Source organism: Janthinobacterium sp. SUN137 (assembly GCF_030587265.1).
Classification (GTDB): Bacteria; Pseudomonadota; Gammaproteobacteria; order Burkholderiales; family Burkholderiaceae_D; genus Janthinobacterium; species Janthinobacterium kumbetense.
The window spans coordinates 801,904-820,720 of the sequence record NZ_JAPWHZ010000001.1 but is presented as its reverse complement, the minus strand read 5'-3'; the positions used below and the strand labels follow the sequence as shown (position 1 = coordinate 820,720).

Annotated in this window: 14 protein-coding genes; 2 read left to right on the top strand and 12 right to left on the bottom strand. The window is 60.4% G+C overall.

The window, feature by feature from the left end:
• Window positions 1-178 precede the first annotated feature (178 nt).
• From ileS to O3298_RS03725, 11 genes are all read right to left on the bottom strand, one after another.
• A complete protein-coding gene (gene ileS, locus O3298_RS03775) occupies window positions 179-3,079 on the bottom strand; it encodes an isoleucine--tRNA ligase (protein ID WP_289898672.1) in 2,901 nt (966 codons plus the stop codon).
• An 81-nt stretch (window positions 3,080-3,160) separates the two neighbouring features.
• Window positions 3,161-4,132: a bifunctional riboflavin kinase/FAD synthetase gene (locus O3298_RS03770; RefSeq protein ID WP_077407919.1), complete on the bottom strand. Its 972-nt coding sequence runs from the start codon at window positions 4,130-4,132 to the stop codon at window positions 3,161-3,163.
• A 187-nt stretch (window positions 4,133-4,319) separates the two neighbouring features.
• On the bottom strand, window positions 4,320-5,531 hold the full coding sequence (locus tag O3298_RS03765) for a hypothetical protein (RefSeq protein WP_099666826.1): 1,212 nt from the start codon (window positions 5,529-5,531) through the stop codon (window positions 4,320-4,322).
• 78 nt (window positions 5,532-5,609) lie between these two features.
• Window positions 5,610-6,041 (bottom strand): biopolymer transporter ExbD, encoded by a 432-nt coding sequence (locus tag O3298_RS03760; protein WP_170840419.1) that lies wholly within the window; start codon window positions 6,039-6,041, stop codon window positions 5,610-5,612.
• A 105-nt stretch (window positions 6,042-6,146) separates the two neighbouring features.
• A complete protein-coding gene (locus tag O3298_RS03755; protein ID WP_071075811.1) occupies window positions 6,147-6,575 on the bottom strand; it encodes a biopolymer transporter ExbD in 429 nt (142 codons plus the stop codon).
• 5 nt (window positions 6,576-6,580) lie between these two features.
• The gene (locus O3298_RS03750; RefSeq protein ID WP_180278707.1) at window positions 6,581-7,501 is read right to left on the bottom strand and encodes a MotA/TolQ/ExbB proton channel family protein; all 921 of its coding nucleotides are present in this window, start codon (window positions 7,499-7,501) and stop codon (window positions 6,581-6,583) included.
• A gap of 86 nt (window positions 7,502-7,587) precedes the next feature.
• Window positions 7,588-8,244: an energy transducer TonB gene (locus O3298_RS03745; protein WP_289911227.1), complete on the bottom strand. Its 657-nt coding sequence runs from the start codon at window positions 8,242-8,244 to the stop codon at window positions 7,588-7,590.
• A 539-nt stretch (window positions 8,245-8,783) separates the two neighbouring features.
• Window positions 8,784-10,385, bottom strand: a complete 1,602-nt coding sequence (locus O3298_RS03740; protein ID WP_099666828.1) for a SpoVR family protein — start codon at window positions 10,383-10,385, stop codon at window positions 8,784-8,786.
• Window positions 10,385-11,653: a YeaH/YhbH family protein gene (locus tag O3298_RS03735; protein ID WP_077407911.1), complete on the bottom strand. Its 1,269-nt coding sequence runs from the start codon at window positions 11,651-11,653 to the stop codon at window positions 10,385-10,387. The genes O3298_RS03740 and O3298_RS03735 overlap by 1 nt, the downstream gene beginning before the upstream one ends.
• 72 nt (window positions 11,654-11,725) lie before the next feature.
• Window positions 11,726-13,648 (bottom strand): PrkA family serine protein kinase, encoded by a 1,923-nt coding sequence (locus O3298_RS03730; protein ID WP_099666829.1) that lies wholly within the window; start codon window positions 13,646-13,648, stop codon window positions 11,726-11,728.
• 328 nt (window positions 13,649-13,976) lie between these two features.
• Window positions 13,977-14,228, bottom strand: coding sequence for a hypothetical protein (locus O3298_RS03725; RefSeq protein ID WP_305058546.1), 252 nt, complete (start codon window positions 14,226-14,228; stop codon window positions 13,977-13,979).
• Here O3298_RS03725 and O3298_RS03720 point away from each other — a divergent pair.
• Both O3298_RS03720 and O3298_RS03715 read left to right on the top strand, forming a co-directional pair.
• Window positions 14,227-15,258 (top strand): adenosine deaminase, encoded by a 1,032-nt coding sequence (locus O3298_RS03720; RefSeq protein WP_305058545.1) that lies wholly within the window; start codon window positions 14,227-14,229, stop codon window positions 15,256-15,258. The genes O3298_RS03725 and O3298_RS03720 overlap by 2 nt on opposite strands.
• Window positions 15,259-15,279: 21 nt before the next feature.
• Window positions 15,280-17,811: an ABC transporter permease gene (locus tag O3298_RS03715; protein ID WP_305058544.1), complete on the top strand. Its 2,532-nt coding sequence runs from the start codon at window positions 15,280-15,282 to the stop codon at window positions 17,809-17,811.
• Here the strand turns inward: O3298_RS03715 and O3298_RS03710 are convergent.
• Complete coding sequence (locus O3298_RS03710; RefSeq protein ID WP_289911221.1) at window positions 17,808-18,815, bottom strand: response regulator; 1,008 nt, start codon at window positions 18,813-18,815, stop codon at window positions 17,808-17,810. The two genes, O3298_RS03715 and O3298_RS03710, sit on opposite strands and share 4 nt — an antisense overlap.
• Between the last annotated feature and the right edge of the window lie 2 nt (window positions 18,816-18,817).

The following is an 18,817-nucleotide window of genomic DNA, read 5'->3' as shown; positions in this document are numbered from 1 at the left end:
TCCAGGGAAGATAAAGCCGCCGCCTGGCAGCAGGCGGCGGTTGGACGGATAGCATACAACGGCGGGCAAAATCGTAGCGAGCGGCAGCGATTTGTGGCCGAGAAGCGCAACCGTACTCTAGTACGGTGAGCATCGCAGGCCGCAAATCGCGACGCGCAGCAGATTTTGACGCCGTTGTTTAGGCGAAGCGGCGAACTTCGCCCTTGCCAAACAGGTTGCTGACGCAGCGGCCGCACAGGGTGGCATGCGCGGCGTCCGTGCCCACGTCGCTGCGGTAGTGCCAGCAGCGCTCGCACTTCGGCGCCGTCGACGCGGCCACGACCACTTCCTCGGCCGCTTCGTCGGCCACTTCGGCCACGCTTGCCTGCGAGGTGATGAAGACAAACTTCAAGTCGTCGCCCAGGGTCGTCAACAGCTTGTACTTCATCGGCGCGGCCTTGATCGTCAGTTCCGCCTGCAGCGACGAGCCGATGGCGCCCGAGGTGCGCAAGTCTTCCAGCTGTTTTGTGACGTCCGTGCGCACGGCGCGCAGGGCCGTGTATTTCTCCAGCAGGTCGGCCGCATCCGCCACTTCCGGCAGCTGCCACCAGGTTTGCGTGAAGATGGTTTCATCGCTGGCGGCATACGCTTCGCTGCCGGCGAAGACGGCCCACGCTTCCTCTGCCGTGAACGACAGGGCCGGGGCCATCAGGCGCAGCAGGCTTTGCGTGATGTGCCACAGGGCCGTCTGCGCGGAACGGCGCGCGTGCGACGTCAGGCCGGAGGTGTACAGGCGGTCCTTCAGGATGTCCAGGTAGAAGCCGCCCAGGTCTTCCGAGCAGTACGTCTGCAGCTTCGACACGACCGGGTGGAATTCGTAGCGCGCGTAGTTGTTCTCGATCTGCGTTTGCAGCGAGGCCATGTTGGCCAGCGCATAGCGGTCGATTTCGAACATCTCGGCCACCGGCACGGCGTCCGTGGCCGGATTGAAGTCCGAGGTGTTCGCCAGCAGGAAGCGCAGGGTGTTGCGGATGCGGCGGTACGATTCCGTCACGCGTTTCAGGATTTCGTCGGAGATCGACAGTTCGCCCGTGTAGTCGGTCGAGGCGATCCACAGGCGCAGGATGTCCGCGCCCAGGGTGTCCGAGATCTTTTGCGGCGCCAGCGTGTTACCCAGCGACTTCGACATCTTCTTGCCTTCGCCATCGACCGTGAAGCCGTGCGTCAGCAGCGCTTTATATGGCGGACGGCCATTGAGCATCGACGACACGAGCAGCGACGAGTGGAACCAGCCGCGATGCTGGTCCGAGCCTTCCAGGTACAGGTCGGCCGGGAATTGCAGCTGCGTCGAGTGCGAACCGTGTGCTTGCGGGCCGCCCAGCACCGTCTGGTGCGTGGCGCCGGAATCGAACCACACGTCCAGCGTATCCTTGTTCTTCGCGTAGATGGCCGCTTCGTCGCCGATCAGGTCAGCCAGGTCTAGCGCCTGCCATGCCTCGATGCCGCCTTTTTCGATCAGCTTGGCCACTTGCTCCAGCAGTTCCGGCGTGCGCGGATGCAGGTCGCCCGTTTCCTTGTGCACGATGAAGGCCATCGGCACGCCCCACTGGCGCTGGCGCGACAGGGTCCAGTCGGGACGGTTGGCGATCATGCCGTGCAGGCGCGCCTGGCCCCAGTCGGGGAAGAACTCGGTGTCGGCGATGCCTTTCAAGGCCGTTTCGCGCAAGGTCGCGCCGCCGTCCTTCGGCGTCACGTCCATGCCGGCGAACCACTGCGAGGTGGCGCGGTAGATGATCGGCGTCTTGTGGCGCCAGCAATGCATGTAGCTGTGGTCGAACATCTTGACTTCGAACAGCGCACCGGCTTCGCGCAGGGCGTTGCAGATCGGCTTCGATGCTTCCCAGATGGTCATGCCGCCGAACAGGGGCAGGGTCGAGGCGAACTTGCCGTCGCCCATGACGGGTTTGATGATGTCGTCGTCCTTCATGCCGTGCGCCTTGCACGAGATGAAGTCGTCCAGGCCGTAGGCTGGCGCCGAGTGCACCACGCCCGTGCCGCTTTCCGTGGTCACGTATTCGGCCAGGTACAAGGGCGACAGGCGGTCGTAGAAGGCGTCGGCCGCATGCAGCGGGTGGCGGAAGCTGATGCCGGCCAGGGCCGCGCCGTCGCAGGTGGCGATAGTCGTGCCATCGAGCTTGAAGCGCGCCAGGCTGGCGACGACCAGGTCTTGCGCCAGGATCAGCAGCAGCGGCTGGCCATCGCGCTCGGCTTTCACCAGCGCGTATTTGACTTCCGGGTGCACGTTCAGCGCCTGGTTCGACGGGATGGTCCACGGCGTGGTGGTCCAGATGACGATGAAACCGTTATCGGTCGGCAGGGAAGGCAGGCCGAAGGCGGCTGCCAGTTTTTCCGGCTCGGCGAACTTGAATCCGACGTCGATGGCGGGATCGCGCTTTTCCGCGTATTCCACTTCCGCCTCGGCCAGCGCCGACTGGCAGTCGAAGCACCAGTTGACGGGTTTCAGGCCGCGGTACACATAGCCTTTTTCCAGCAGCTTGCCCAGCGCGCGCAATTCGTCGGCTTCATTGCCGTGCGCCATGGTCAGGTACGGGTTGTCCCACTCGCCCAGCACGCCCAGGCGGATGAAGTCTTTCTTCTGGCGCTCGACCTGCACGTTGGCGTAGGCGCGGGCCTTTTCCAGCACTTCGGCCGTCGGCAGGTTCTTGCCGTGCAGTTTTTCGATCTGGATCTCGATCGGCATGCCGTGGCAATCCCAGCCCGGTACATACGGCGCGTCGAAGCCGGCCAGCGAGCGCGACTTGACGACCATGTCCTTCAGGATCTTGTTGACGGCGTGGCCCAGGTGGATATCGCCATTCGCGTACGGCGGGCCGTCATGCAGGATGAATTTCGGACGGCCGGCGGCAGCCTTGCGCACGCGCTCGTAGATTTTCTTGTCTTGCCATTGCTGTACCCATTGCGGCTCGCGCTTGGCCATATCGCCGCGCATCGGGAACGGGGTTTCCGTCATGTTGACCGGGTATTTGCTTTCAGGCTTCTTGTTCTGCTTGGGCGTGGCTGGCTTGTTTTGATCGGACATAATCTTCTTTAATGGTATGGAGTATATTTTTGCAGCGGGTTTGCGACGGCAAGTGCCGCCAGGCGGCGGAGTTGGCCGGCGTCAAATTCGGTCGGTGGCGGTAATGGCGCCGCTGCGCTGCTCAAAATAGGCGCGCGCCTGGTTCGAGTCGCGCTCGATGGCGGCCGTCAGGGTGGGCAAGTCGTCGTACTTTTCTTCGTCGCGCAGCTTTTCCAGGAATTCCACGCGCACCAGCTTGCCGTAGCAGGATTGATTGAAATCAAACAGATGCACTTCCAGCAAGACGCGGCCGCTGTCGTCGACGGTGGGGCGCACGCCGAGGCTGGCCACGGCCGGCAGCGGCTGCGGCGCCAGGCCGTGCACTTGCACGATGAAGACGCCGGACAGGGCGGGACGATGCGCCACGCGCAGGTTCAGGGTGGGGAAACCGAGGGTGCGGCCCAGTTTCTGCCCGTGGATGACATGGCCGGAAATGGCGTACGGATGGCCCAGCAGCTGCGTGGCCAGCGGGAAATCGCCGGCGGCCAGCGCCAGGCGCACGGCGGACGACGAGATGCGCGTGCTGCCGTTCATCACGGTAGGCAATGTTTCTACATGGAAACCATATTTGCGGCCCGCTTCCTGCAGCATGGCCACGTCGCCGGCGCGCCGGGCGCCATAGCAAAAGTCGTCGCCGACCATCAGCCATTTCACGTGCAAGCCGTCGACGAGGACTTTTTCCGTGAATTCCTGCGGCGTCAAGGCGGCGAACTGGGCGCTGAAGTGCTCGACGACGACACGGTCGATGCCGGCGTCATCCAGCGATTGCAGCTTGTCGCGCAAGTTGGCGATGCGCTGCGGGGCCTTGGACAGGTCGCCCGCGCGCTGCGCGAAGAATTCGCGCGGGTGCGGTTCGAACGTCATCACGGCCGCTTCAATGCCGAGTTCGGTCGCCGCGCCGCGCACGCGCGCCAGCAAGGCTTGATGGCCGATGTGGACACCGTCAAAATTGCCGATGGTCAGAGCGCAAGGCGCTCGTGCCTGGGCATTGGGAAGTCCGCGGAATACCTTCATAGGAATCTGATGAAAAACTGTGCCAAAAGGGGGATTATACGGACTGTTTCAGGGATGCACACCCGGCAGGGTGGACGCAGGGCGAATTTCACTGCTGAAATGATAAAAAGCGTTGCCGGCGGGTATGCTGGCAACGCTTTTGGATGGCACTCGACTAGCTGCCCGACAACGCCTTGGCGGTGTTGTCTTATTTATTCATTAAGGTCCAGTAGCGGGCCAGGTCAGCCGCGCCATCCGTGCCCTTGACGGCTTTGAGAGCCGTCGTGGCGTTGGACTTCTTGCCGGCGTGGATGTAGGCGATGCCCAGGTGCAGCTTGGCTTCTTCCGCATACTTGGCGGTGCCCAGCTTCACGGCGTCGTTCATCAAGCCCAGACCTTTTTCGGCCTGGCCATCGTAGACCAGGGCGAAGCCCAGCTTGCTCAAGCTGTCGGCGTCCTTGTTCTTGGTGTATTCCGCTTCCGACTTGGCCGCGTTGGCTTTCAGGTCAGCCTGGGTTTTCAGGGCCAGGTCTTTCAGACGCTGGTGACGTGGCGCATCGGCGCCGGTACCCAGCACGCCTTTTTTGTAGCCTTGCTCGATGATGCTCAGCGCTTCGCCAGGATTGCCTGCTTGCAGGGCCAGCTGGCTGATTTCCATGTATTCGGAAGGCTTGCTGAACAGGCCGTTGGCCAGGCGCAGGCGCTGGACATCCAGGCCCAGGCGTTGCGAGAAGCCAGGTTTGCCCGAAACGCGGTTCAGCAGGTCGGCCCAGTAGCTGGTTTTCGGATAGCTCGATGCCAGTTTTTCCAGGGTGGCGACGTAGCCGCCCTTGTCGTTTTGCTTCAACTGGATGTTGGCCAGCATTTGCAGGCTCGCTTCCGAGTTGCCGCCGCGCGCTTGCAGTTCTTTTGCCGCTTCGGCGAAGTTGCCGCTGACGTAGTAGGTCTGGATCAGCAGTTCGCGCATCTGTGGATCTTCGCGGTCTTTCAGCGAGCGTTTGATCCAGGTGATGGTGTTTGGCCAATCCTTGGCGCGGTAGTACATGCCTGCCAGCGCTTGCGTGAATTTGGGGGCTTCGGCGGCGCTCAGGCGGCCGGAATTGATGACGGCTTCAAAAGCCTTGATGGCGGTGCCGTTGTCGCCAGCGGCGGCGGCAGCCGAGGCGCGCACGCGTTCGATCTGGTAGCTTTCAAAGGCGGTCTTGCCGCCGACGCTGTCAGCTTCGCGCAGCTTGGCCAGTGCTTCCTTGTTTTTGCCGCTGCCAGCGAGTTTTTGCGCTTCTTGCAATGGCTTGCCCACTTCGGCACGCACGGTGTCCGCGGCATATGCCAGCGAGCCCAGGCCGATTACGGGAGTTGCTGCGGTAAAACCGATAGCGGCCATGACGAGGCCGAGATGAGCGAGACGAAACTTGGACATGAGAAAGTCTTTCAGTAAAAAGCGAATAGGCAGGAAGTCCTGCCTATTCGGATGTAAAGATAACCTGATTGCTACAGCTTACTGGAATTGCTCGTTGCCGACCAGACCGATTTTGGTCACGCCCAGACGCTGCGCCGACGCCATCACACCGGCGACGACTTTGTATTCCACCAGCTTGTTAGGACGCAGATGCACTTCTGGCTGATCTGCTTGCGCAGCAACGTTGCTCAGCTTGGCTTCCAGCGTATTACGATCAGGTACGACCTGATTGTCCCACAAGATAGTGCCATCAAAATCGACATCGATCGTGACGACCACTGGTTCGGTTGTCGGTGGCGGCGGGGTGCCGACCGGCATGTTCAGGTTCACCGAGTGGTTTTGCTTAGGAATCGTGATGATCAACATGATAATCAGCACCAGCATCACGTCGATGAGGGGCGTCATGTTCAGTTCCATCATTGGTTCCGGATCCGCGCCTGCTGCGCTTCCCGAACCGACATTCATACTCATAGTGTTTCCTTTAAGAAGTCCAACGAAGCACCGGGCGATACTGCCGCCCGGCAAGCTTCCGTCAGTGGCGCCCCCATGTTGCCGGGGCGCCGCTGTCAGTCGCTATCAGCCCTTGTCAGGTGGTTCGGTGATGAAGCCGACCTTCTGGATCCCGGCACGTTGGGTCGTGTAAATAACCCGGCCGATCGATTCGTAGCGTGTTTCTTGGTCGCCACGAACGTGTACTTCCGGCTGCGGTACTTTCACTGCTTCAACTTTAAGATAATCGAACAGTTCGTTCGTGTCTTTCAGTCTGGTCTGGCCCAGGTAAATCTCACCATCCTTGTTAACAACGATGTTGACGTTCTCTGGCTTGGTTTGCAGGGCTTGGTTGGCCTCAATCGGCAGATCGATTTTCTGCAATTTGAGGACAACCGGACTGGTGATCAAGAAAATGATCAGCAAAACCAACATGATGTCGACGAGCGGCGTCGTGTTGATTTCTGACATTACTTGATCTTCATCTCCGCTGTCGGAGCCGACGGACATCGACATGATTCTTATCCGATCTTTTTAGCGCCGGCAGCACGGCCAGCTTCGCTGGTGGACATTACGCCGGAAACCAGGACCGAGTGAACGTCGGCGCTGAACGAGCGGATGTCTTCCATTGCGGATTTGTTACGACGAACCAACCAGTTGTAACCCAGAACGGCAGGAACAGCGACCAGCAGACCGAAAGCGGTCATGATCAGTGCTTCACCAACTGGACCTGCAACTTTATCGATCGATGCGTTACCGGTCATGCCGATAGCGGTCAGCGCGCCGTAAATACCCCAAACGGTACCGAACAGACCGATAAACGGTGCGGTCGAACCAACGGTTGCCAGGAACGACAGGCCATCTTGCAGACGCGATTGGACTTTATCCGAAGCGCGCTGGATCGACATCGTCACCCAGGTCGACAGATCGATCTGTTCCAGCAGGGCGCCGTCATGGTGAGCGGTTGCCTTGGTGCCCGATTCAGCGATGAAGCGGAATGGCGAGCCTTCGCTCAGGGTTGCCGAACCAGCAGCGATCGAAGGAGCTTTCCAGAATTTGGAAGCGGCTTCTTTAGCTTGCTTGAAGATCTTCATTTGATCCAGCAGTTTGGTGATGATGATGTACCAGCTGCCGATCGACATGATGGACAGGATGATCAGGGTGGCGCGTGGCACGAAGCCGCCGTCCCATACTGCGGACAGGCCGAACGGGTTGTGCACTTCTTCGGTTTTGGCTGGAGCGGCTGCATCAGCGGCTGGAGCTGCTGCTGGAGCGGCGGCATCTGCAGCAACTGGTGCTGGTGCAGCGTCTGCCGCAGGAGCCGAAGCGGCAGCCGATGCTGGCGCGTCAGCGAATGCCGGAGCTGCTACCAGAGCGGTAGTAGCGGTAACGGACAACAGAACCGCGGCAAAAAATGCGGACAAACGGGTATTCTTAAACATGCTTCCTCCAAAATTAAAAATAACAGATCGCTGAACGTAATGACAACGAAATCATAGTGTGAGACAGGGGATAACTGTCTCGGGTTTTAATCCAGCGACCAAACGTATTGCATTTGCTGCCAGCCTTGTTCCGGCTTGCCGTCAACTGTTGCCGGCTTAAATGTACAGCGGCTGATACCTTGCACCGCAGCTTTGTCCAGGTCCCTGAAGCCGCTGGACTTCACGATCTTCGAATCAGCGACCTTGCCGTCTACACCGATCAGGAACGACAGTGTCACCACACCGGTTTCCTCGTTACGCTGCGACGACTTTGGATAAGCCGGTTTTTCGCAGACGCTGAAGTCAACCACGGCCGGTGTACGCACCGATTTGGCTGGTCCAGGAGTTGGCGCAGGCTGTGCTGGCGGCGTTGGCGGTGCCAATACATTCGATGCTGGCTTCACGGCAGTCGCATTTGCAATCACGTTCTGCTGTGGCGGCGGCTGCTGCACGTTCACCTCGACTGGCGGAATGAATGGCGGCGGTGGCGCCTTCATTTCTGGCGGCGGTGGTGGCGGTGGAAGATCCTTCGGTGGAGGCGGTTTGACTTCCTCGATAATCTTGGTTTCAACCGGTTCCATCATTTTGGTGACCAACCGCTTGCCCAAGCCCGTCGCGATCCCGTAAGCCGCGAGAACGTGCAGCAGGACAACGACGGTTATGCCTGTGTAGTTCTTGGGACTTTTCTCGTTCGAAAAATTCATGCCTGCTTTCTCCAAATACCATCTCTTGTCTTGCAACTGAACCCCAAAATGACGACACAAAGCTCCAGCCGTATCCGGGACGTCGCCGAATTATACATACGAATTCTTTATTTTACACAGATTTTTAACGCCTAAAACCGGTTAAATTTTTGGCGCTTTTGCGCCCTGAAAACGTACTTGCTTATGTCATCTTTGCACGCTTTCGGACATAAAAAAAGGCGGTCTTATCGGTTTTTTACAGCCGTTTTGGGCGACCGCTGCTAAGTTCTCCGATGTGTCGATCTGGCGGAATTATATTTCGTGATATTCAATATGGAAACTGCTAAATTTGGAGAAAAATCTTTCTTTTTGGAAATGTTTTGGCTCGGAACCAGACCACTTAGCCCGTCGCGCGCACCAAACGGGTGCGGAACGCACTTCACCCAGGTCAAAAAAGGCGCTCCTGACAGCCGTTTCGAGGCCGTCAGGCCATACTGAATTCCTATATAGGCATAGGAAGCGCTTATATTCTTGCTATTGATTATTATCAACAAATCATTTCATGGCTTGGCAACCGGGTCATCGCGCCGGTTGCGCTTCTCGCGCCGGCAATTCAAGGTGCCCAGCACCGCCCCCTGCGGGTCGACCGTATCGAGGTGCACATCGAAGCCCCACAGCCGTGCCACGTGCTTGAGCACCTCGGCCGCCTGCTGGTTCAGCGGGCGGCGCTGGAATTGCGTGTGGCGCAGGGTCAGAGCGCGGTCGTCGCGCGTGTTGACGGACCAGACCTGGATATTCGGCTCGCGGTTGCCCAGGTTGTACTGTTCCGCCAGTTGCTGGCGCACGTAGCGGTAGCCGGCATCGTCGTGGATGGCGGAAATGGCCAGTTTTTCATTCTTGTCGTCGTCGAGCACCGTAAAGAAGTGGAATTCGCGGATCAGCCGCGGCGACAGGTACTGGGCGATGAAGCTTTCATCCTTGAAATTGCGCATGGCAAAGTCCAGGCTCTTGCGCCAGTCGCTGCCGGCCATGTCGGGGAACCAGGCGCGGTCTTCATCGGTCGGGTGCTCGCAGATGCGGCGGATGTCGCTCATCATGGCAAAACCCAGCGCATACGGGTTGATGCCGCTGTAATACGGGCTGTCGATGGGCGGCTGGTAGACCACGTTGGTATGGCTTTTCAGAAATTCCATCATGAAACCGTCGCCCACCACGCCTTCGTCATACAGCTGGTTCAATATCGTGTAATGCCAGAAGGTGGCCCAGCCCTCGTTCATGACCTGGGTTTGCCGCTGCGGATAGAAGTACTGGGAAATCTTGCGCACGATGCGCACCATCTCGCGCTGCCACGGTTCCAGCAGCGGCGCATACTTTTCGATGAAGTACAGCAGGTTTTCCTCGGGTTCTGGCGGAAAGCGGGGCGCGGCCTTGCGCTGGTCTTCCTCTTCCTCCTCATCCTCGCGGCGGGGCAGGGTGCGCCACAGCTGGTTGATCTGCGACTGCACGTAGGCTTCGCGCTCTTTCTGGCGCGCATATTCCTTCGCCATCGACAGTTTCGCCGGGCGCTTGTAGCGGTCCACGCCATAGTTCTGGATGGCATGGCACGAGTCGAGCAGCAATTCCACGGCGTCGACGCCATGGCGCTGTTCGCATTCGGCGATGTAATTCTTGGCAAACACCATATAGTCGATGATGGCGTCCGCATCCGTCCAGGCGCGGAACAGGTAATTGCCTTTAAAAAAGGAGTTGTGGCCGTACGCCGCATGCGCGATCACCAGCGATTGCATGGTCAGGCTGTTTTCCTCCATTAAATAGGCGATGCACGGGTTCGAGTTGATGACGATCTCGTAGGCCAGGCCCATCTGCCCCCGCTTGTAGCTTTTCTCGGTCGATAAAAAATGCTTGCCGAACGACCAATGGTTGTAGGAAACGGGCATGCCCACCGAGGTATAGGCATCCATCATCTGCTCGGCTGTGATGATTTCCAGCTGGTTCGGATAGGTGTCGAGGCCAAACTGTTTCGCCACGCGGCGGATTTCCTCGTGGATTTGCTCGATCAGTTCGAACGTCCATTCCGACTGTTCGGGCAGGGCGTTCGGGTGGCGCAGGCGCGCGAACGGTTCGCCCGGGGTGTTGCTGGCGCGGTCAAAGGCTGCACTCATCATTTCACCTGTTTCTTGAACAGTTCGCGGAAGACCGGGTAGATATCGGCCGGTGTGACGATCTTTTGCATGGCGAAATGGGCGTGATGGTCGAGCACGCCCGCGTATTGCTCCCACAGGTTTTGCTGCGGGCCGTCCGTGATCTCGACATAGGTGTAGTACTGCACCTTGGGCATGATGGTATTAATAAGCAATTGCCGGCACAGCACGGAATCGTTGTCCCAGTTGTCGCCGTCGGACGCCTGCGCCACATAGCTGTTCCATTGCCCGGCGCCATAGCGTTCGTCGATGATGGTGTTGAGCAAGTGCAGCGCGGACGATACGACGGTACCGCCCGACTCGCGCGAATTGAAGAATTCATGCTCGTCCACTTCGGCCGCCGCCGTATGATGGCGGATGAAGACCACCTCGATCTTGTCGTAGGCGCGCTTGAGGAACAGATATAACAGGATGAAGAAGCGCTTGGCCGTGTCCTTGCGCGATTCGTCCATGGAACCGGACACGTCCATGATGCAGAACATGACGGCTTGCGTCATCGGCTTGGGCACCTTGATGCGGTTGCTGTAGCGCAAGTCGAACGGGTCGATGAAGGGGATGGCCAGCAGGCGCGTGTGCAAGTGGTGGATCAAACGGCGCAGTTCCGTGACGAGCGGGTCGCTGTCGGGCGCGCCTTCGTGCAGCAGTTCGGCCAGGTCTTCCTCGGCCTGCGCCAGCTGCTTGCGGGCGCCGCCGCCGACGGCGATGCGCCGTCCCAGCGCGCCGCGCAGGGAACGCAGCACGTGGATGTTCGATGGCGTGCCCGACATATTGTAGCCGGCGCGCTGGTTCTTGAATTCCGTGGTGGCCGTCAGCTGGGTTTTCACCATGTGCGGCAATTCCAGGTCCTCGAAGAAGTAATTCATGAATTCTTCGCGCGACAATTCGAAGATGAAGTCGTCTTCCGTCGTCTCGTCGCTATTGCCCGCCTTGCCCCGCCCGGCGCCACCGCCGCCTTTCGGCCGCGCGATCTGGTCGCCTTTCAGGTATTCCTTGTTGCCGGGATTGACCACTTCCCATACGCCGCCATGCGCGTGGCCGAACGACGGTTCGCCCACGTCCTTGACGGGGATGCTGACCTTCTCGCCATTCTCGACGTCCGTGATCGAGCGCCCCTTAATGGCGCGCCCCACGGCATCCTTGATCTGGCCCTTGTAACGCCGCAGGAAACGCTCGCGGTTGACGGCGGATTTATTCTTGCTTTGCAAGCGCCTGTCGATGAGATATGTCAAAGGGTGCCTCCTTGCTTCTCGTCTTGCGCGCCCCGCCAGCCTTCGGGCGGGAGCGCGCCTCCGCTGTCCGCGCTAGGATGACTTGCGCACGCGCAAGTACCATTCGCATAACAGGCGTACCTGCTTGGCCGTATAGCCTTTTTCCACCATGCGGGCCACGAAGTCGGCGTGCTTGTTGGCATCGTCGGCGCTGGCCTTGGCATTGAAGGAAATCACGGGCAGCAATTCCTCCGTATTCGAAAACATTTTCTTTTCAATGACGGTGCGGAACTTTTCATAACTGGTCCAGGCGGGATTCTTGCCGCCGTTCGAGGCCCGCGCGCGCAAGCCGAAGTTCACGATTTCATTGCGGAAATCCTTCGGATTGGAAATGCCCGCCGGCTTCTCGATCTTCTCGAGTTCATTGTTCAGCGATTCGCGGTCGAAGCTTTCGCCCGTGTCCGGATCGCGGTATTCCTGGTCCTGTATCCAGAAATCGGCAAACGTCACGTAGCGGTCGAAGATGTTCTGCCCGTATTCCGAATAGCTTTCCAGGTAAGCCGTCTGGATCTCCTTGCCGATGAATTCCACGTAGCGCTGCGCCAGGTGCTCTTTTATATAGGAGAAGTAGCGCTGCTCGAGTTCCGGCGCGAACTGCTCGCGCTCGACCTGCTGCTCCAGTACATATAATAGATGCACGGGATTGGCAGCCACTTCGGAATTGTCAAAGTTGAACACTTTTGACAGGATCTTGAAGGCAAAGCGCGTCGACAGGCCGTTCATGCCTTCGTCCACGCCCGCGTAATCGACGTATTCGTGCATGGACTTGGCTTTCGGGTCCGTGTCCTTGAGGTTTTCGCCATCGTAGACGAGCATCTTCGAGAAGATGCTGGAGTTTTCCGGGTCTTTCAGGCGCGACAGGATGGCGAACTGCGCCATCATGCGCAGGGTGCCGGGCGCGCAGGGCGCCTTGACGAGCGAGGAATTGGCCACCAGCTTGTCGTAGATCTTGATTTCATCGGACACGCGCAGGCAATACGGCACCTTGACTATATAGATACGGTCAAGAAACGCCTCGTTGTTGCGGTTGTTCTTGAACGTCTTCCATTCCGACTCGTTCGAGTGGGCCAGGATGATGCCGTCGAACGGAATCGCGCCGAAGCCTTCCGTGCCCTTGTAATTGCCTTCCTGCGTGGCCGTCAGCAAGGGGTGCAAGACCTTGATCGGCGCCTTGAACATTTCCACGAATTCCATCAAGCCCTGGTTGGCCAGGCACAGGCCGCCCGAATAGCTGTAGGCGTCCGGATCGTCCTGCGCATAGTCTTCCAGCTTGCGGATGTCGACCTTGCCCACCAGCGAGGAAATGTCCTGGTTGTTTTCGTCGCCCGGCTCCGTTTTCGAGATGGCGATCTGTTTCAGCACGGACGGATAGCGCTTGACGACGCGGAACTGGTTGATATCGCCATTGTATTCATGCAGGCGTTTCACGGCCCACGGGCTGGGGATGTTGCGCAGGTAGCGGCGCGGGATGCCGTAATCCTCTTCCAGGATGGTGCCGTCCTCTTCCTCGTTGAACAGGCCCAGCGGCGACTCATTGACGGGCGAGCCTTTCAGGCAATAGAAGGGCACGTGTTCCATCAGCGACTTGAGTTTTTCCGCGATGGACGACTTGCCGCCGCCGACGGGTCCCAGCAGATACAGGATCTGCTTGCGTTCTTCCAGGCCTTGCGCGGCGTGGCGGAAGTACGAGACGACTTGCTCGATCACCTCCTCGGTGCCGTAGAACTCGCGGAAGGCGGGATAGATCTTGATGATCTTGTTGGCGAAGATGCGCGACAAGCGCGTGTCGTTGCGCGTGTCGACCAGCTGCGGCTCGCCGATGGCGGCCAGCATGCGTTCGGGCGCGCTGGCGTACGTCAGCTTGTCCTTCTTGCACAGGGCCAGGTAGTCGGTGAGCGACATTTCCTCTTCGCGGGTGCGCTCGTAGCGTGCTGCATAGTTATCAAAAATGGTCATGTCAATGTCCTTTAATGTAAACCCGTACTGCCAGTCACCATGGCCGCCCGCCTGGCACTCGCCTGGGCTTGCCGCTTGAACTTTTCCTGTACCCCGTATCGATTTTTATTGTTGTTTCAAGCCCGGCTGTCTTTGCGAGTCCGGATTGCCCGGACCAAAAAACTGGCGCTTGATGCCGTGTGCTGACGTGGCCAGCCGGCTTTTTTTTCACTGTTGATAGCGCTTGCTGCACCTACCATTACCCCATGAAATTTATTATTGCTCTAAAGGATCAGGAAGTCAAAAGATATGTCGGCATATCCTTAATACTTGTTTGTAAATTGTTGATTTAATTGGATAAATCATCAAATTTTTCATCGGTTCCAATGAACTTTTGTATACCTTTTAAACCATCATACGACAATTCGCCAGCGCGTGCCGGAGCCGGCCATGGCGCTGCCGCAGCCTGCGCCATGGCGGCCTGGCGCCGGTGAGGCTGGCCATCTTGCGCTAAGATGCCTGCATGTCTGATGGCCCTGCGCGCCGCGCGTGCGCGTGCGCGAGCCAGCATTTTTATCGTCACCCTATAAGGAACACCCATGATGAACCCCCAATTGCGCGCGATCGTCCGCGGCATGCCGAAGGCCGAACTGCATATCCATATCGAAGGCTCGCTGGAGCCAGAACTGATTTTCGCACTGGCAGAGCGCAATGGCGTGCCTCTGGGCTATGAATCGGTGGAACACTTGCGCAGCGCCTATGCTTTTACGGATTTACAGTCTTTTCTCGACATTTATTACGCTGGCGCAAGCGTGCTCTTGAAAGAGCAGGATTTCTATGACATGACGCAAGCCTACCTGCGCCGCGCCGAAGCCGATAACGTGCTGCACACGGAAATCTTTTTCGACCCGCAAACCCACACGGCGCGCGGCGTGCCCATCGCCGACGTGATCAACGGCATCCACCGCGCCTGCCAGGACAGCCCCGTCAGCGCGGCCCTGATCCTGTGCTTCCTGCGCCATTTGAGCGAGAAAGAGGCGTTCGAGACGCTGGAAGACGCCTTGCCGCACCGCGACAAATTCATCGGCATCGGCCTCGATTCCTCGGAAGTGGGCAACCCGCCCGAGAAATTCTCGCGCGTGTTTGCCCGTTGCCGCGAACTGGGCCTGCACCTGGTGGCCCACGCGGGCGAGGAGGGCCCGCCGGCCTACATCCGCACGGCGCTCGACGACTTGCAGGTCGAACGCATCGACCATGGCGTGCGCTGCCTGGAAGACGCGGACTTGACGGCCCGCCTGGCGCGCGAACAGATCGCCCTGACCGTCTGCCCCCTGTCGAACACCAAGCTGCGCGTGTTCGACCAGATGCATGACCATAACCTGGTGCAATTGCTCGACGCGGACTTGCTGGTGACGGTGAACTCGGACGATCCCGCGTATTTCGGCGGCTACATGAACGACAATTTCGACGCCATCTTCGATGCGCTGCCGCTGGGCCTATCCCACGCGCAACGCCTGGCGCGCAACGGTTTCATCGCCGCCTTCCTGCCGCAGGCGCAGAAAGACGCCTTCCTCGCTACCGTCGATGCGTATTTCGCGCAGCACGCCGCCGCCCACGGCAGCGCGCAGTAACTCTATAAAGACCCGCCGCCCATGTTCCGCCTCTCCCTGAAAATGACCGGCCGCGACTGGCGCGCCGGGCAACTGCGTTTCCTGCTCGTCGCGCTGATCGTCGCCGTGGCGGCCCTGTCGGCCGTCGGCTTCTTCGTCGACCGCCTGCGCGCGGGCCTGAACCGCGACGCGCACCAGCTGCTGGGGGCCGACCTGGTCATCAGCGCCGACCAGCCCGTCAATGCGGCCTGGCGCGCGGAGGCGCAGAAGCGCGGCTTCATCCTGGCCGACACGGTGACGTTTCCCAGCATGGCGCAGGCGGGCGAGGGCGAGCAATCGCTGTCGCAACTGGCCTCCATCAAGGCCGTCTCGCCCGGCTACCCGCAGCGGGGCAAGCTGAAAATCACCACCCAGGTTAGCGAGGCGCAGGATGCCGTCGGCCGACCAACCGACCAGGTGCCGGCGCCCGGCACCCTGTGGGTCGATGCGGCGATTCTGTCCAGCCTGAACGCCAAGCTCGGCGATACGCTGACCCTGGGCGACAAGGCGTTTACCGTTACCCAACTGATCGCCAGCGAGCCGGACCGAGGCGCCTCCTTCCTCAACTTCGCTCCCCGCGTGATGCTGCCCTTGAGCGACCTGGCCGCCACGGCGCTGGTACAGAACGGCTCGCGCGTGTCGTACCGCTTGCTGCTGTCGGCGCCGCCCGCCAAGGCGGGCGAGCTTGCGCAATATCAAGCCTGGCTGGAGAGCCAGATCAAGACACAGGCGATCAAGGGCGTGCGCATCGAATCGCTGGAATCGGGCAGTCCGCAGATGCAATCGACCCTGGACCGCGCCGACCGTTTCCTGTCCCTCGTCGGCTTGCTGTCGGCCATGCTGGCGGCCGTTGCCGTGGCCATGGCGGCGCGCCGCTTCATGCTGCGCCACCTGGACGCCTGCGCCATGCTGCGCTGCCTGGGGCTGACGCAAAACCAGGTCACTGCCATGTACGTGATCGAATTCTTATTGGTGGGACTGGCCGGCAGCGTGGTGGGCGTGATGGTGGGTTTCGGCGGCCACCTGGTGCTGCTGGAGCTGCTGGGCAAGCTGGTGCAGAGCGACTTGCCGCCCGTGTCCATGTTGCCCGCCCTGCAAGGCGTGGCTACCGGCATGCTGTTGCTGCTCGGCTTTGCCCTGCCGCCGATTTTGCAGTTGCGCAATGTCCCCCATAACCGCGTGATCCGCCGCGAGCAGGAGCCGCCGCAGGCGCTGGCCCTGGCCACCTACGGCCTGGGCATCGCCGCCTTCGTCGTGCTGCTCCTGTGGCAAGCGGGCGACGTGAAACTGGCCCTGCTGACGGCGGCCGGCTTCCTGGGCGGCTTCGCCCTGTTCGGCCTGGCCGGCTGGCTGGGCATCCGCTCGCTGAAAACCCTGCGCGGCGCCTTCAATCACCAGGGCTGGCGCTTCGCCGTCACGTCCCTGCAGCGCCGCCCGGGCGCCACCGTCATCCAGGTGGTGTCCCTGGCCCTGGGCCTGATGGCCTTGCTGCTGCTGACGGTGGTGCGCGGCGACTTGATGGTGGCCTGGCGCAACGCTACGCCGCCGGACGCGCCGAACCGCTTCATGATCAATATCCTGCCGGAACAGAAAGACCCCATCGCCGCGCGCCTGGCCCAGGCCGGCGTGGCCAATGCGCCCTTGTATCCGATGATACGGGGGCGCCTGGTGGCCGTGAACGGCAACGCCATCACGGAAACCACGTATGAGGACGACCGCGCCAAGGGCCTGGCCGACCGCGAATTCAACCTGTCGACGATGGCCACGATGCAGGAAGAAAACAAGCTGGTGGCCGGCAAGTGGTTCGGCAATGCGCCGGGCGCGCCAGCCGAGGCGTCGGTGGAAGAAGGCATCGCCAAGACCCTGAAGCTGAAGCTGGGCGACAAGCTGCGCTTCGACATCGCCGGCCAGCCCGTGGAAGCGGCGATTACCAGTTTGCGCAAGCTGGAATGGGGTTCGATGCGCGTCAATTTCTTTGTCATCATCAACCCGGCCGCCATGGCGGACACGCCGCAGACGTGGATCACGGCGTTCCACCTGCCGCCCGCGCAGGCGGACCTGGGCAACGCCTTGCTGCGCGATTACCCGAACCTGACGGTGGTTGACGTGGGCGGCGTGCTCAAGCAAATCCAGGGCGTGCTGGACCAGGTGGTGACGGCCGTCGAATTCCTCTTTGCCTTTACCCTGGCCTCGGGCTTGCTGGTGCTGTATGCGGCCTTGATGGGTTCGCAGGACGAGCGCACGCGCGAAGCGGGCCTGCTGCGCGCGCTGGGTGCCACGCGGCGCCAGCTGGCGCAGGCGCAGCTGATCGAGTTTTCCCTCGTCGGCGCGCTGGCCGGCCTGTTGGCGGCCTCGGGCGCGGCGGCCATGGGCTGGGCGCTGGCCACGTACCAGTTCAAGTTCGCCTGGAGCTTCGCGCCCGGCGTGTGGGCCTTTGGCTTGCTGGCCGGCGCCCTGTGCGCGATCGCCGGCGGCTGGCTGGGCTTGCGCAATGTCCTGAAACATCCGCCGCTGCAAACCTTGCGGGAAAGCTAGGCTCCCACGCTGTCGTCCGCCTGCGCGCGTAAAAATTGCGCGTAGGACATGACTGGCTGCCCCAGCTGGTGCGGCGGCACGTCGAACAGGGCCCAGAAATAGGTTTCGCGCCCCAGGCAGATGGTCGGCGCGGCGCAGTAGCGGAACCAGTTTTCGCCGATGTGCGCCGCATACATGCCGTCGCTGTCGGCATCGGAAAAGTACGGGATCACGCGCATTTCCAGCAAGGCCAGCAGCAGGGACTCGGGCGCGTCGCTGTCGCGCGCCATTTCGTACTGCGTGTGCAGGCTGCGTTCCGTCTCGATGATCATCAGGCGGGCCTGGCCGTCGCGCGTGAAAAACAGGATGCCGCAGGGATTCGGGAAAATATAGAACTCGACAAAGCCATGGCGCCGGCACAGCTCCTGCACGACGGCGGCCATGGCTTCGTCTTGCAGGAAACTATAGTCGTGCAGCAATAGCAAGTCGCGCACCGTGTCCGACTGCTGCAGGAAGAATTCGCGTTGCAGGGAAACGATTTCCTGTTCCAGGATATCGAGCGCATCGTCGTCGCTCTTCTTGATGTAGCGGTCGATCAAGCCCCGGTTGAAGGCCGTCACGGCCACTTTTTCATCGGCCGCGCCCGTAAATAAAATCTTCTTGCACGGCAAGTCACGCACGGCCTGGCAGAATTCCAGGCCATTCATCTGCGGCATCGAATAATCGACCACCAGCACGGAAGGCACGGCAAAGCGCTGCGCCTGGCCGCTGATGCGCCAGATGCGTTCGAGGTCGAGCGCCACGTTGCGCTGGTCGCGCGGCAGGTTTTGCGTATCGAAATTGACGTGCAGCGGCGTCTCGCCCGGCTGCGTGCTGTGGCGCAGCCAGTGCAGCGCGCTGCTGGTGTCATGAAAGGTCAGGCGCGCCAGCGCGGGATCGAGCTGGAACGCCAAGCTTTTCAGGAAGGAATCGCTGTCATCGATCAATACGGTCAGGGTCGGATGGGAGTAGACGGGCAGTTGCATGC